Below are 15893 nucleotides of genomic sequence, written 5' to 3'. Positions count from 1 at the left end.
CCAGTTAAAAACTGGCGGTAAATTGAAACGAAAACCGTTCCAGATCGTCATCGTCGTTGTAACTGATTGGCTCAGCGACCGAGGCACGCAAGCGGCCATGATTTGAAGACCAAATCAAAGAAAGTCCGGTCGAACTGCGCAGATCATAGTCGTCATCAATGACACCATCTGATGCGAGATCACCCAGATCCCAAACACTTCCCGCATCAACAAATGCGCCGACAGCCATACCCGGACGTGGAAGCGGCGCCATCAATTCAACGGTACCGGCCACGTAACGTGTGCCACCAAGGGCATCATCGGTCACAGGATCAATCGGGCCAGTGGCCCCCCAGGCAAACCCACGCGGCAGATCGGAATTAGAAAAAATTCGGTCCAGCACATGAATGCGGTTTTCATCCGATTTGGATCGCACCGCTCCACCGCCCAATCCCACGAACAAAACGCTCTGACCGAACGCGCCAACAGTTGTTTCGCCACGCACGTTGTAGCTGGACCAGTCGCGATAATCTTCGTTGCTAAACGTGGTGGCAATACCAAGACTTAGGACCGACCCCGTTTGCAAAACCTCAGCACGATCCTTGTCAGACCATGTCAGCTGCGCTTCAAGTCCATACGCTTCGCTTGAACCCAAATCGTCCACAATTATCGCTGAAAAACCGTCGTCTGCATTGTTCAGACTGTCATGTCTGAAAAAGGCGCCAGCATACCACGACAACATTTCGGTAGGATTACCTCCGACGCCGAAATTGAATTCGTAGTTTTCGGTCTGGTACGGATTCACGTCCCAGTCTGAGACGCTCGCCTTTAACCCGAACTGCAAAGACGTTTCACGACCAAGCGCTGTTTCACCCAGCCCGTAAACGGTACTTAGGCCCGCGCTCCATTCTTCACCGTTCTCGCCACTACGAAAGCCCAACCGTGCTTGCGTCGTCTCGTTGAACAGATCGTTAAATTCCAGCCCCAGATTACCCGTCGCGCCGTAACGATTGGAAAAACTTACACCAGCAACCAAGGCACCCTCAGCCGCATAAACCGGCAAAGCCAGTCCGACAAGCACACCACACGTGATGAATGATTTGCTGACAAAGCCCATTAGGATCCCCCGTTCCCCATAATGCATTTGCTCCCCGGAAGCACCTCGGGTGCGTCCAGTTTGAAGAACACGCTAATTGTATTGGATGCCAGATCAGCCACTTGCGACGCGTAATCGAAATTCACCGCAACCGGGGTCGTGTCATTATTTACAAGGATTGAAAATTGGTCGCGCTCCACAAAATCAGCCAACGCTTCAGAGGGAACATAGGCCTCAACACGCAAGGGCTGATTGACGTAAATCGTCACAACAGGTTTCTGTCCAACGGCCTCGCCGGGATCGATCAGATCTTCGCCTAACACGCCTGAAACGGGGCTGCTGATCACCGTTTCCTGCAAAAGCGCGCCTACCCGCTGCTCTTCCAATTTCGCCAAAGCCAACAGCTCTTTTTCCTTAGAGATATCAGCTTCAGCCAAGGCAAGATCCAACTGGGCGGCCTCATATTCGGCAGCGCTGACAGCCTTTTGCCGATACGCACGTGCCAGACGGTTTGCTTTTGCAGCCAGACCATCCCGACGGGTTTCTGCAGCGCGCAAATTCTGGACGGCCTCGGATTTGGCCAAAGCCAAAGCATATTCAGCTCTCAGCAATGTATCGTCCATTTTGACCAAAGGATCGCCGACCGCTACCTGATCTCCGGGATTTGCGTAAACGTCGGCGACAACACCACTCACAGGCGCGGACAGCTCGACCACGCGCAACGGTTTGATGGTGCAATTAATCGGAAGGCTATCCACCCGCCCAGCCCGGGCGGCAAACGCCTCCGGGGAAAGTATGCCACCTTCCTGTGCAGTTACGCTGACCGGACAAAAGACGATGGCAATGGCACCGCCAATTCTACGTCCCAATGACATTAGATTCAGCATTTAGAACCCCTGCCTTAGATCGACCCCCGTCAAGTACTGCAACTTGAGCCACGTGCGCACGTATTCCGCCTGATAGAAGGCGCGCCGTTCATTCACCTGCGCCAAACGAATTTCCCGTGCGGACACTGCAAGATCGATGCTTTCACCGGCCGCAACTCGACGCCGTTCGGAATTCACAGCGGACGTGGCCTGACGTGCCGCAGTCGACGCTTGGGACATAGCTTTGGACAGTTCACCCAAGCGAGCATGGGCCGCTCGGATGTCTGTTTCAAGCTGTCGTTCGAGCGAATAGTACTCCAACGCTTTTTGCCGAAGTTTGATGGACGACGTAGATGTTGCATACCCTGTTCCACTGGCATTGAACAAAGGAATGCTAAGCTGCACGCCGACGACCTGATCTTGCGTTTTGGAGCCGCCGCCAAAGCGGCTCGCATCACGGGTTTCCTGTTCTAGGGTCGCATAGGCTTCCAATACAGGTGAAAAGTCAGCTGCAATTGCCTGTTTTCGTTCAATATCCGACCCTACAACGCTTAGCGCAGCAGACATCATTTTCGGATTCTCACGAAGCCCCTGCTCAACGAGAGTCTCAACGTTCTGACGGCGTTCGGTACCAATGGCGCCGCTCGGTACATTGAAGTTCTCAACGTCACGAACAACAACACCGGTCAGCATCGAGAGTTGCCCAAGCGCCTCGGAATAACGCGCTGCCTCTAGGGCTTCTTCAGACGCAAGACTAGAACGTTCCGAACGTAGCGCATCGGGTTCGCCTATTTGGGCCAGACCAGTATCCGACAACACGTTTTGCGAAGATACCTGACGATCCAGTAGCCGCATACGTTCACGAAGCGCACGAGACCGTGCCTTGGACTGCGTTGCTGTTACGTAAGTATCCAGAACCTCATAGACTACATCCCGCACTGTTCCGACGTAGTCGATTTCGGCCTGGGAACGCGCATTGCTGGCGTAGGTAATCGCGAAAATTCGGCTGAGATCGAAGATCGGCTGTTCGATCCGCGCGGACAATACGGTTACGGGATACTGAGCCTGACCTTCTTGGAAGACCACGTTGTCTGTTTCAATAACCTGCTGGTCCACCTGATCTTGGGTGTAGGACAGGGACACTTGTGGCAAATAACCGAAAATCGCATTCAAGCGCTCTGCATCAGCCAGCGAAATCCCGTCAGCAGCGGAGCCGATCCTTGAATTCCGCTCAAGCGCGGCATTGATCAAGGAAGCGGCAGAAGATGAACCATCGGGTGTCGACATTTCACCAAAGGCAGCTTGCCGTTGATCTGCCGTTTTGCCTCGATCCAGTGCCTTAGCGAGGCGCTGATCAGCTTTCGCCGATTTCTCGGCGCCCAAGCCTTCTGCAAGAAGCGCGGCCAGCCTTTCTGGTTCTGCTTCTTTTGAACACGCCGACAACAACGCCGAACACAAAACCGCACAGACCGCTTTGCTGGTGAAATTCATAACCCCTCGCCATCCCCCGATTGGCATATTTTGATGCAAGCTTAACGAAGCGCACACTATATGCAATTTTATATCTCAATTTCCTGATCTTTTTTTATAAGATTTCGTAAATCAAGCGTTTAAAATCGTCTAGCAAGCATTCGGAAGATCGGATGTGCGAAAAGTCACATACGAGATAAACAAAAAGAAAAAACAGTGTGTTCCGGATGTGATTTTACAACATTACCTCAGAGAACGAACGATCACTGAGGCAACTGCGCAAGAAAGTCCAAAGCTGGGTCAACACCACCACTTACCCAAACCATAAAGGCCACGGCGAGTTTTACCTGTTCGTCCGTCAGGTCTTCATTACCGCCGCGCGCTGGCATTTCCATGTATTTGGGTCCGACAAAACCGTTCAAGGCGTGATCGACTAAAACATCCATGCCTTGATCAATCCGCGCATTCCAAGCCTTGGTCGAGGTGATTTTGGGCGCGCCGGTGTATTTGTTTCCGCCGTGACAGTTCTGACAGGTCCCGCCCCAAACATCCCGACCCTCTGCAAGTAAGGGATCGTCGGGTACAGGTAACTGCTCCACCTTGACCAGCCCATCCAAACCGTCCGGCGACGCAACGCCTGTTTCGGCGGATGCCAAGGCACCGCCGAAACACGTTACGCACAAAAAGGCGTAAATCGATAAACGCATGATCAGTCCATCGGAATGCGGATCACAACACCACCCATGACATCGCCGCCTTCAAAGTCGGTGCGGGGGCTGTCTTTGTGTTCGTTGTGGCACTTTGAGCAAGCCTCGGCCACGGCGATATCCGGATAGACCGCAGTGAAGTATTCCTGACCACCCAGTTCTTCGGTGCCATAGAAGTTTTCGCCAATGTTCTCGGCGATGTACTCAAGACCTTCGATTTCCAGCGGTGTCGTGGGCGCGTTCTGTTTGTTGATGGGCCACAGCGACAGAAGCGAATAGGAAAACGCATCTGTTTCTTCCGCCACCATTTCAGAGCCGAAACGGAACATCTGCGCAGGCAGCACCAGCGCTTTGTCATCCTCAAAGTGCTCGGACGCTGTAATGACTTTTTCCTGCACCGCCAGACGGTTGACGATCATACGGGTATAGACCGTACGGTCCGAGCTCATCACCAGATGCAAAAGGTCGGATACCGTTTGATAATCCAGACCTTCTTCTGCGGTTGCCGGTTGCATCGCGCCCAAAGCCAACGCACCGCCCAGAACTGCGGCTTTCAATTTTCCGAATTTAGAATACATAATGGTCTCCTGTGACCTGTTGGTTGCAGTGATGTGGACAGCCGGTCATTGATTGGCGTCGGTCGCCGGCTGTTCCACACGTTTCAACGCCCAATCGATGCTTTCGATGTGGCGCATGGGTTGACCCGAGAAATTGTTGGCAATCAGTGCAGGATCGGCCAAAGCGTCGATCGCAAAGCCCAAGCCATGGCAGGACATGCAAGTCGCGCGGATCATTTTCTCATTCGGGCGTAGGGTGTCGTTCTGGTTGTGGTTCGTCAGAACTTTGCCGCCTTTTTCGGTCTGCGGCATGTGGCAAGTCGCGCAGGTCACACCGGATCCAGCCGGACCATCGCCGGCCAGTTCAGCAGACCACAGTGCAAAGTGCGGACTGCTTTTGTACGACAGACTGTGATCGTCGTTGTGGCACGTCAGGCAGGCTTCGACGGCGGTGAAGTTCACGTTCTCAGAGTGCGGGTTGTGGCAAGTGGTACAAGTCACGTCCTGTCCCATCGCCTCTGGATGGAGGGAAACACGCGCCTCGGACGTCGACATCATTGCGGGCGGCGCAGGATCGTCCAGATAGGTTTCGATGGCCGAAACCAGCGTTTCTGGTGGGTTCTTGATCCCGATGGCTTTCAAGGCAGATTTGGCCTTGCGCGGTTTTGCAATCTCCGGATGGCGGCGCATCCCGTGACGACCAAGCGCAAAGGTTTGCGACGCGGCGCGATGGCAATCAATGCAGACGGCTTCTGTGGGGGCGGCAATCCATTGTTCGTCGATTTGTTCGGGCGTCTCGGCCTCGGCGGCATGGCAACTTGCACATCCGACTTCGTTTGCAGCGTGCACCGTTGCGGCCCAATCATGTTCGATATCCGAATCCCGAGCGCTTTCGATCGCGTCAAGCGAGGCAAGGTACATCGAAATCTCATCCTCGCCGCTGCGCGGACGGTCCCGTGCCAACGCGGCAGCTGCGATCTTGGGTTCAGGATGAAGCCAGTCTTCATTGCCGTGCTTCACAAGAAAATCTTCATACAGCGCACGGTTGTCGTGGAAATTGTGGCAGCCCGCGGATGCGCAGGTCTCATACCCCAAATCCGCGTGGCTTTCGCGGTTCTTGCGCACATCCTGTTCGCCTTCGGAATGGCAGGCCACACAGAAATCACCAGCCAACGTGACCATGCCCGGCAGGGTGTCTTCGGGTTGGTGTTCAAGGTGGCAGGAGGTACAGAAACGCGCATCGATCTTTTCCCAATACGCCGCCATCCGCGGATTTTTGAACTTTTTGATCGGATGACTGTCGTTGGCGTCCTTCAACTCGTCCTTATGGCAGGTGACGCAGGTCTTGTTCAGATCCTTGGTGATCTTCGATACATCCGAGAAATCAGGCGATGTGTGGCAGGTTTCACAGGCCACTTCGAACTGATGGTGAACACCTGTCGTTTCCCCGGGAAGAAACGCAGTCCGATCGCCGGATACATAGAGCGCCCGCGCGCCGATTGCCGCTACGAACAGCGTCAGGAACGCCCACAAAGCCCAGAAAAGATATGTTCGATTCAGTTTCATAAATCAGTACGCGTAGACAACAAGGACATGCAGAAGGATCAGAACGGGCAGCGGCCAGATCGCAAGGATATGACCCCAAGTCGGTAGACGCCGTGCAGGTTTGCGCGCCGTGCCGATACGCTTGGCACGCAGCGCATGATCGCCACCGGTCGCAAGGCCTGCGGCCGCGCCCAGGATCAGCGTCAGGATAAAGGTGATCCCTAAAAGGAAGTTCAGGTTGGACCCAAGCCGGAAACCGGTATGCGCAAAGAAGCCAGCGACCGCCAAAAGACCAATCGCCAGATGCACCAACCGCCAGCCGTCATATCCACCGAAACGGTCGAAAAACCGGATGCGTTTCCGCAACCCGATCAGCATCGCGGCCAACATCACACCAAGCAGGATGAACCCGCTCCATTGTTTGACAATATTATCCCGCCAAAGCCATGTGCGCAGGCTGTCCGCATCATAGCTGGCGGGTAACGGCACGGCACCGATCAGGATCGGGATCAATGCCATCAAAACGGCCACGGCGGAAATCGCGATCAGCGGTTTGGAAAAGCTGACCGGTTTGGGGGGCGCACCGGCATCGATCAACTCGGCCAGAACTGGTCGACAAGTGCCGCACACGGTCCCTGCCCCTGTTTGCACGCCAATCTCGTCTTCGCTGCCTGCGCCATTCGAAATCGCCGCGCGAATTTGCCCGCAGCTCACCCCTGTGCAGTTACAAATCGTAGCGCTATCCGGCAAATCAGATGCTTCGGGCTCAAGCGCTGACCAGAACGAACCTTCCTTATAAAACCGGAAGTTCATCCACGGATAAACGACAGCACCGCTTTGAACAGCATCCTGAATTCGGCTGACCTGATCCCAAGCGCCAATGGCAATGGCACCAACCAGTTTACCGCGTTCGATAAAAATCCGGCGATAGCTGTCGCCATCCCGCCAGACATGGCTTTTCACGTTCGGACGGGTTTCAAGCTGTTCCACATCTCCCGCGGAAAACACATCCGCGCCGATTACTTTCAGTTTTGTCGCCCCGATATGTCCGTGGAATTCTGCGGCCTCGCCATCAATCGTTTTCGCGGCAACTTCGGCCTGCGCATACCCCGGTCCGACAAGGCCGTACATCCGGCCATCATGTTGCGCGCATTCACCGACGGCATAGATATTCTCGTCCGTGGTTTGCATCTGATCGTTGACGCGAATGCCACGGTTAAAGGCCAGACCAGAATTTTGCGCCAAGCCCACGTTTGCGCGGACACCGGTGCAGATCACGACCGTATCGCATTCGATCCGCGTTCCATCCCCAAGGCTGACGGCTGAAACACGGGTTTCGCCTTCGATTTCGGACACAGGCACACCGGTTTTCACCGCGACGCCGATTTTCTGAATACGCTTTTTCAGAAGCTCGCCTGCCTCGACATCCAACTGACGGGGCATCAGACGGCCTTCGTGTTCGATGACCGTCACGTTGCACTGGCGTTTCTGCAAGCCACGCGCTGCTTCTAGCCCCAACAGACCTCCGCCGATAATCACGACATTCCGCGCCGAAAATGACCGCGCCAAAAGCGCAGAGGCATCGTCGGCGGTTCTAAAGGTGAAAACGCCCGGCAAATCCTTGCCCTGAATGCCCGGAACAAAGGCCGATGAACCGGTTGCCAGAACAAGCTTGTCATAGGGCCAGCTTGATCCATCCCCTGTCACGACCTCTTTCTTGTCGCGATCAATCCGCATAACGCGCATGCCGGTCAACACCGCCAATGAGCCGTCCACATCCGAAATGTCGTCCAGCTCGATCTCGCCAAACTGGACATCACCGCCCAACAAGGGCGTCAAACGGACACGGTTATAAGGTTTGTGCGCTTCATCGCTAAGCAAAGTTACAGAATGTCCTGACTTCGCTAGTAATTGTCCGGTTCTTACACCAACGGGCCCACCGCCGACGACAATGATGCGTTCCTTGCCGGTGTCCGGTTCGATGTAGGTTGCGTGGTTCTCAACTGCCTGCATATCTCATACTCAAAGCAAAAATCCCCATGACCGAAGCCACAAGAAAGGAGCGTCTTTGCTCTGATGTACTTGGCGCTGTCATGAACGCCGGATGCAGACACCGTTGCCCGCACGATCATGGAAGTACGGGATCGGTTTTGATGTCAAAATTAATGCTGCACCTGCACCGAATATTTCCAGAAATGCGACACATATCGACGCAGTTGCTTATAAAGACGTCAATTTATGTCCGGAATTCCGCTTCTGCAGGTGCGAAATAATTCTCATCTCAGACGGGAAACAAAAAACGCGCCCCCGAAGGGACGCGTTGTAACCGGGGACTTATTCCGGATTTACGCCAGATCGAAACGATCCGCGTTCATGACTTTGGTCCATGCGGCAACAAAGTCAGCAACGAATGCGTCTTGCGCTTTGTCACATGCGTAAACTTCTGCCAGAGCACGCAGCTGGGAATTCGAACCGAAGACCAGATCGACACGTGTGCCGGTCCATTTTTCTTCTCCGGTTGCGCGGTCCTTTGCCACGAACTCTGTTTCTTCGGGGTTGGTGGCTTCCCACTTTACGCCCATGTCCAGCAGGTTGACGAAGAAGTCTGTCGACAACGTGCCGGGACGGTTTGTCAGAACACCGTGCTTGGTGCCGTCCTGCGTGATGCCCAAAGAACGCAGGCCGCCCAGAAGAACAGTCATTTCAGGCGCCGTCAGCGTCAGAAGCTGAGCACGGTCCACCAGCAGCTTTTCAGCAGGAACAGTGAATTCCTTTTGCTGGTAGTTGCGGAAACCATCTGCGACGGGCTCAAGAACGCCGTAGGATTCAACGTCTGTCATCTCTTGCGTCGCATCAACACGGCCCGCTGTGAACGGAACAGTGATGTTGTGACCCGCTTTCGCAGCCGCAGCCTCAATCGCAGCACTACCGCCAAGAACGATCAGGTCAGCAATCGACACCTGCTTGTCACCGGCAGAGGCGTTGAAGTCGGACTGGATGCCCTCCAGAACCTTCAGAACCTTTGCGGTTTGTGCAGGATTGTTGGCTTCCCAATCTTTCGCAGGTGCCAGACGGATGCGTGCACCGTTTGCACCACCACGGTTGTCCGAACCACGGAATGTGGAGGCAGACGCCCAAGCGGTGAAGATCAGCTCTTCTGCGCTCAGACCGGAATCCAGAAGCTTTGCTTTCAGGTCAGCGACGTCATTGTCGTCGATCTGCGCATAGTCTGCTGCCGGAAGCGGATCCTGCCACAGCAGGTCTTCTGCCGGCGCTTCTTTACCAAGGTACGTGGATTTCGGACCCATGTCGCGGTGGGTCAGCTTGAACCATGCGCGCGCAAATGCATCTGCGAACTCTTCGGGGTTCTTGTGGAACCGCTTAGAGATTTCCAGATACGCCGGGTCAGTGCGCAGGCTGATGTCGGTTGTCGCCATCATTGTCGGAACACGCTTGCCTGCGGTGTGTGCCGCCGGTGCAAGGTCTTCGTCCTTGACGTCAACAGCTTTCCACTGGTGTGCGCCTGCGGGGGACTTTGTCAGTTCCCACTCATAGCCGAACAGCATGTCGAAATAGCCGTTGTCCCAGACGGTCGGGTTCGGCGTCCATGCACCTTCCAGACCGGATGTGATTGCGTGGTCGCCTTTGCCGGACTCGAACGAGCACATCCAACCCAGCCCCTGCTCGGTGATGCCTGCGGCTTCCGGCTCGGGGCCGACCAGCGCGGCGTCGCCAGCACCGTGGCACTTACCGAATGTGTGGCCGCCTGCGATCAGCGCAACTGTTTCTTCATCGTTCATAGCCATACGGCCGAACGTGTCACGGATATCGTAAGCTGCTGCCTGCGGATCGGGGTTACCGTCCGGACCTTCAGGGTTCACATAGATCAGACCCATCTGAACAGCAGCCAGCGGGTTTTCCAGATCGCGTTCACCGGAATAGCGGCTGCCTTCTTTGTCAGACGTTGCCAGCCATTCGGCCTCTGCGCCCCAATAGATGTCTTCTTCGGGTTCCCAGATGTCTTCACGACCACCGGCAAAACCGAATGTTTTGAAACCCATGCTTTCCAGCGCGCAGTTACCTGCAAGGATCATCAGGTCAGCCCAGCTAATCTGGTTGCCGTACTTCTGTTTGATCGGCCACAGCAGACGACGCGCTTTATCAAGGTTGCCGTTGTCCGGCCAGCTGTTCAGCGGCGCAAACCGCTGGGTGCCGGAACGGGAACCGCCGCGGCCATCAGCCGTCCGGTATGTACCGGCAGAGTGCCATGCCATACGGATGAAGAACGGGCCATAGTGGCCATAGTCAGCCGGCCACCAGTCCTGGCTGTCTGTCATCAGCGCGTAGATGTCCTGCTTCAGGGCATCATAATCCAGCGCTTCGAATTCTTTTTTGTAATCGAAATCCTTCGCCATCGGATTCGACAGGTCAGAGTTCTGGTGAAGGATTTTCAGGTTCAGCTGGTTCGGCCACCAGTCGCGGTTGGAACGCACGCTGAAAGTTGTGTTGCTGGCTGTCGTGCCGTGCATGACGGGGCATTTGCCGCCGCTGGGGATATCATTTCCGTCCATGATGACCTCCGGATAGCTGGAAAGCGAAATTCTATAAAGGATGGGAGCCCCCACCCGCGTATCGTAGGACACCGAGCATGCCCTGTCGAAGTGACAGTTACGTATCAAAGCCCTTCAATTAACAAAAGTTGTATTTTCTGATTGTTACGATAAGTTTGCCTGATGAAAGATGTGACCGTTAAACAGCTCAGATACTTTGAGGCCTTGATAGAACACGGCCACTTTGGCCGTGCCGCAGATGTCTGCGCGATCTCGCAGCCTGCGCTTTCCATGCAGATCAAGGAATTAGAAGAAACACTGGGCGCGCCGCTTTTCGAACGCTCGGCAAGACAGGTGCGTTTGACCCACTTTGGCGCGGCTGTAGCGGAGCGCGCCCGCGCCGTTCTCAGGTCTGTCGAAGAGCTTCAGGATCTTGCGCGGGTTTCCGCCTCGTCCGATTTGTCCGGTCGGATGCGGATCGGCGTGATCCCGACCATCGCGCCCTACCTTATTCCAAAGATTATCGGCAGGCTGACATTTGAGCACGAAAATCTGGACGTCCGCATTCGGGAAACCCAAACTCAGAAACTGGTTCAGGAACTGACACAGGGAAAGCTGGACATGGCGATTGTGGCCCTTCCTGTGTCGGAAACGTCGCTGAATGAATTGCCGTTATTCGAAGAGGATTTTGTGCTGGTCCGCCACAACAGCGATGCTGACAAACCTGTGCCCAGTGCCGAGAATCTGAACAAGATGCGGCTTTTGCTGTTGGAGGAAGGCCACTGCTTTCGCGATCAGGCGTTGTCGTTCTGCAAACTACAATCTACCCTCCCCCGTGAACTGCTGGACGGCAGTTCCCTGACCACCTTGGTACAGATGGTCGGCGCGGGTATGGGCGTCACCCTGATCCCGGAAATGGCCGTCCCGATTGAAACAAGATCGGCACCGGTCACGGTTCAGCACTTTGCCGATCCGGTTCCAAAGCGGACCATTGGCATGGTCTGGCGTAAATCCAGCCCCTTGGCCAAGCAGATGGAACAGATCGCAGACGTTGTAAAACGCGCAGCCGCAGTTGCCTGAGCTCAGGTCACTTTGGCCCGTGTCATGAACTTGGGATCGTTCCAGGCATCAGTGTCCATGATCTCGCCCAGGATTTGTGCTGCCTTCCGCACATCATCCAAATCCAGATAAAGAGGCGTGAACCCGAAGCGCATGATGTTCGGTTCGCGGAAATCCCCGATCACACCTCGGGCAATCAGCGCTTGAATAGCGGCATAGCCGTTTTCAAACCTGAACGACACTTGCGATCCGCGCTGCGCGGGGTCTCGGGGCGAGGCAAGCTCAAGATCAGGACAGCGCTTTTCAACCTCTTCTACAAAGCATTCGGACAAAGCGACCGACGCATTTCGAAGGTCAGCCATATCCACGTCGTCCCAAACATCCAAGGCCGCATCCAGAATGGCCAGTTGGACAATCGGCGGTGTGCCCACCCTCATACGCTCTGTCCCGAAAGCCGGGCGATAGTCATGCTCCATCGCGAAGGGCGCATCATGGCCCAACCATCCGGACAAAGCGGGTTGGATGTCTGATACGATATCTGGGCGCACATAGATAAAAGCCGGCGCGCCCGGTCCGCCGTTCAGATACTTATAGCTGCACCCGACGGCGAACTCCGCTTGGCTGGCGGCCACATCTACGGGCACTGCGCCTGCGCTATGCGCAAGATCCCACAACATTACAGCCCCCGCGTTTTGCACTGCTTGGGTCACGGCCTTCATGTCGTACATCTGGCCACTACGGTAATCGACATGGGTCAGCATGACGACGGCGGTGTCATCGTCAATCGCGTCCAACATTTCCTCGTGCGCCACCGTTTTAAGCCGGTAACCCTGCCCGATCGTATCGATCATACCCTGCGCCATGTACAAATCTGACGGAAAGTTACCGCTGTCCGACAGGATGGTTTTGCGGTTAGGGCGCATTTTCAACGCAGCCGCCAGCGCCTGATAGACCTTGATCGACAAAGTATCGCCCGTAGCGACGCTGCCTTCTGGTGCGCCTATCAATCGCGCGATCCGGTTTCCGACCACGCGTGGCAAATCCATCCACCCTGCACTATTCCACGCACGGATCAGGTGTTGCCCCCATTCCTGATTGATCGTTTGCAAAGCCCGGTCACTGGCCGCCTTTGGCAGAACACCAAGGGAATTGCCGTCCAGATAGATGATGCCTTCGGGCAAAACGAACAAGTCTTTGCGCGGTAGAATCGTTGTCACGTCGGCCCCTTTTTCAATGTGTATCCAGACACTTGGTCAGAACATTATGGCGTTTGATAACACCTTTATCGATTGAAGATCATAGCCACGGCTCAAGTTCAATCTTATTTCAGACCACGTCGATTGTGGATTTTTATCCAGTGTTTTCATTGTCATGTATACAATTTGTATTCAGATTAGTTTTTTGTGTGCAATATAGTATTGCAAAGCGCAGCAACGGTTCTACGCTTTGCATCAGGGAGGAGACCGTTCAACACACGCTGCTTTGGGCACGCGTCCCTTTGGTGTGGCCGGTTCAGACTTGCGGATATCGCAAGTTCCTTCTGAAGTCAGGGAGGAGACATTATGACAAAACTAACCAACAGACGCATGGCGCTTCGCACGCTGGCAGGAGTTGGTGCTGCTGGTTTGGCCGCACCACATATCGCCACCGCTGCGGCGCACGGCACCAACTGGAAAATCCAGACAAGCTGGCCCGGCGGCGCAGGTCTGCAGATTTTCAAGGACTGGTGTGCCACCATTCAGGAAAAAACCGGTGGTGAGCTTAGCTTTACACCGTTCGGCGCAAACGACGTTGTGGGCGATTTCCAGCTTTACGATGCGGTGAAAAACGGCGTTCTGGATGCTGTGAACCCGTTTACAATTTATGCTCAGGGCATCATCCCCGCTGCCGTGTTCCTGTCGTCGTTCCCGCTGGGTCTGCGGAACCCACATGAATACGACGTATTCTATTACGGCCTTGGTGGTCTGGACATTGCGCGCGAACTGTATGCGGCTCAGGGTATGCACTTTGTCGGTCCGGTACACCACGGCCCGAACATCATCCACTCCAAGGTTCCGATCCGTTCGGTCGACGACTTTGCTGGCCGCAAGATGCGCCTACCCGGTGGTATGGTTGCTGAAATCTTTACCCAGCTTGGCGCGGAAACAACGGTTCTTCCGGGGTCGGAAATCTTCCCGGCTCTGGAAAAAGGCACCATCGACGTGGCCGACTATGTGGGGCCAGCGGTGAACTATGCTCTCGGCTTCAGCCAGGTGACCGATTACATCGTCATGGGCCCTCCGGGCTTTATGTCGGTCTACCAGCCGGTCGACATCATGGACATCACGGTTGGCAAAGCATCCTGGGATGCGCTGTCGCCCGAGATGCAGCAGTTCGTCGAAATGGAAACGCACGTCTATTCCGACATGCACCACGCCGCGATCCAGAAAGCCGACCAAGAAGCATGGGCCAAGTTCGAAGCGGATGGCACCGAGGTCACGCGCCTCAGCCAGGACGACGTCGAAATCATGACCGAAGTCGCCGTGCCGATCTGGTTCGATTACGCCAACCGCGATCCGCAGGCTGCGCGCGTCTTCAAGGTTATCCTTGATTACATGCAGTCTGGTTCTTTGGGCTATGTCGATCCGGCCATGACCAACGGTCTGGAACTGAAGCTTTAAGGCTTATCAATACCTCGACGAAACCGTCCGGCCCTAGAGGCCGGGCGGTTTTGCGACACCAACACTCCCCTACGGGACAAGGGACATGCACACATGCAAGGTCTGAGTTTTTCTCTGCCGCATTGGCTGTATTGGGTGGGGCTGATCGTCTTTCCCCTGATCGCCATGGCGCTGGCCAAACGGCCGAAAGTTAACAACAAAAAGTATTCGCTGCCGCTTGGATACATGATCCTTGTGACCGGCGGGATGATCGGATTGCACCGGTTTTACGTCAAAAGCCTTCTGGGGCTGGCGTTTATACCGGTCTTCCTGATGATCCTCTTTTCCAACGCGGAAGGCCAGAAAGCCCGCAGCGTCGTATCAGACGTCTCGAACGAGGTGCGGATCGCTGAAAGGGTTCTGGACCGCGAAAAGCCCCGCGTGGATGAGGCCATTGCAGAGCTCGACGCCTTAAAAGCGGCGGCTGCAGAAACCGAAGAAGGCTCGACCGCCCGCAAGATCGCTGATCGCCGCGTTGCCCGTGCAGAGGATACGATCGCCAAAGGGCAAGATCGCATTGCCGAAGCCGAGGCGTCGATTGCCGAGATCGGGGATTCTTTGGGCGACGCGCAATCCAATCTGGCATTCTGGCGCAACGCATCCAAATACGCGTTTTATCTTCTTCTTGCCGCCATGGCCGTCGATGTATTGCTTTTGCCTGGCCTGATTGCCAAGGCAAATTCGAAACTCAGTTTCGAGAAAGAAAGCGAAAATGATCGCAAACTTCGTGAAGCTGGCATTGGCACGATGGAGGAAGACAGCCGGTTCGCCGATAACTGGATCGACCGCCTTTGCCTTTATGCCGGTGAGTTCACTGCCTATTGGGCGGTGATCGCGGTCTTTGTCTACTACTTCGAAGTTATCTCGCGCTACGTATTCAACAGCCCGACAAACTGGGCGCACGAAGCGATGTATCTGATGTTCGGCATGCAGTACCTGATCGCCGGCTCCTACGCGATGCTGACCGAAAGCCATGTGCGCGTCGATATCTTCTATGCCCCGTTGTCAAAGAAGAAAAAGGCGTGGACCGATCTGGTCACATCCGTGTTCTTCTTCATCTTTGCAGGAACACTGCTGGTCACCAGTTGGATCTTTGCGATGGACGCAATCTCGGTTCCGTCGGGCAACGGTCTGTTGTCGCAGTGGGCACGTGGGGAAATCCCGACGTCCGAGATGTTGGCAAACTGGTCCCTGTCGCAATGGACCGATCCGAACATCCGCTGGGGTGAAATCAGCTTTAACGAATGGGAAGTGCCGTTGTGGCCTATGAAGTGGGTCATGGTGATTGGTGGCTTGCTCTTGGTCCTTCAGGGGGTCTCGAAACTGGGCAAGGACATCCGCACATTGGCGCAAGGAAACTGAACT

The 15893-nt window shown here is 55.1% G+C and carries 12 protein-coding genes; 3 read left to right on the top strand and 9 right to left on the bottom strand.

The genetic code is table 11. From position 1 onward, the window contains the following. Positions 1-4: 4 nt before the first annotated feature. The 8 genes from AC4FIA_RS13225 to katG form a co-directional block, all read right to left on the bottom strand. Complete coding sequence (locus tag AC4FIA_RS13225) at positions 5-1096, bottom strand: BamA/TamA family outer membrane protein (protein ID WP_490366246.1); 1092 nt, start codon at positions 1094-1096, stop codon at positions 5-7. Continuing rightward, entirely contained in the window at positions 1096-1962 is an 867-nt protein-coding gene (locus AC4FIA_RS13220) for an efflux RND transporter periplasmic adaptor subunit (protein WP_490366245.1), read from the bottom strand. The genes AC4FIA_RS13225 and AC4FIA_RS13220 overlap by 1 nt, the downstream gene beginning before the upstream one ends. After that, entirely contained in the window at positions 1963-3432 is a 1470-nt protein-coding gene (locus AC4FIA_RS13215; RefSeq protein WP_490366244.1) for a TolC family protein, read from the bottom strand. Positions 3433-3674: 242 nt separating this feature from the next. After that, a complete protein-coding gene (locus AC4FIA_RS13210) occupies positions 3675-4118 on the bottom strand; it encodes a c-type cytochrome (RefSeq protein ID WP_490366243.1) in 444 nt (147 codons plus the stop codon). 2 nt (positions 4119-4120) lie between these two features. Further along, positions 4121-4696 carry a Tll0287-like domain-containing protein gene (locus tag AC4FIA_RS13205; RefSeq protein ID WP_287476392.1) on the bottom strand — a complete coding sequence of 192 codons (576 nt, stop codon included), beginning with the start codon at positions 4694-4696 and terminating at the stop codon, positions 4121-4123. 45 nt (positions 4697-4741) lie between these two features. After that, positions 4742-6241, bottom strand: a complete 1500-nt coding sequence (locus AC4FIA_RS13200; protein ID WP_490366242.1) for an ammonia-forming cytochrome c nitrite reductase subunit c552 — start codon at positions 6239-6241, stop codon at positions 4742-4744. A 3-nt stretch (positions 6242-6244) separates the two neighbouring features. Continuing rightward, entirely contained in the window at positions 6245-8233 is a 1989-nt protein-coding gene (locus AC4FIA_RS13195; protein ID WP_490366241.1) for an FAD-dependent oxidoreductase, read from the bottom strand. A gap of 332 nt (positions 8234-8565) precedes the next feature. Further along, a complete protein-coding gene (gene katG, locus AC4FIA_RS13190) occupies positions 8566-10791 on the bottom strand; it encodes a catalase/peroxidase HPI (RefSeq protein WP_490366240.1) in 2226 nt (741 codons plus the stop codon). Positions 10792-10953: 162 nt separating this feature from the next. On the opposite strand from katG, the gene AC4FIA_RS13185 reads away from it, so the two are divergent. Beyond that, a complete protein-coding gene (locus AC4FIA_RS13185; protein WP_490366239.1) occupies positions 10954-11850 on the top strand; it encodes a hydrogen peroxide-inducible genes activator in 897 nt (298 codons plus the stop codon). A gap of 2 nt (positions 11851-11852) precedes the next feature. Here AC4FIA_RS13185 and kynU read toward each other — a convergent pair whose 3' ends face one another. Next, the gene (gene kynU, locus AC4FIA_RS13180) at positions 11853-13046 is read right to left on the bottom strand and encodes a kynureninase (protein ID WP_490366238.1); all 1194 of its coding nucleotides are present in this window, start codon (positions 13044-13046) and stop codon (positions 11853-11855) included. Positions 13047-13391: 345 nt separating this feature from the next. Here kynU and dctP point away from each other — a divergent pair, with 345 nt between their 5' ends. Beyond that, positions 13392-14489: a TRAP transporter substrate-binding protein DctP gene (gene dctP, locus AC4FIA_RS13175; RefSeq protein WP_490366237.1), complete on the top strand. Its 1098-nt coding sequence runs from the start codon at positions 13392-13394 to the stop codon at positions 14487-14489. A gap of 93 nt (positions 14490-14582) precedes the next feature. Then, positions 14583-15890, top strand: a complete 1308-nt coding sequence (locus AC4FIA_RS13170; RefSeq protein ID WP_490366236.1) for a TRAP transporter small permease subunit — start codon at positions 14583-14585, stop codon at positions 15888-15890. Positions 15891-15893: the final 3 nt, after the last annotated feature.

This window comes from Thalassococcus sp., assembly GCF_982780845.1.
The sequence above is the reverse complement of the archived record's forward strand: the minus strand, read 5'-3'. Positions and strand labels throughout refer to the sequence as shown.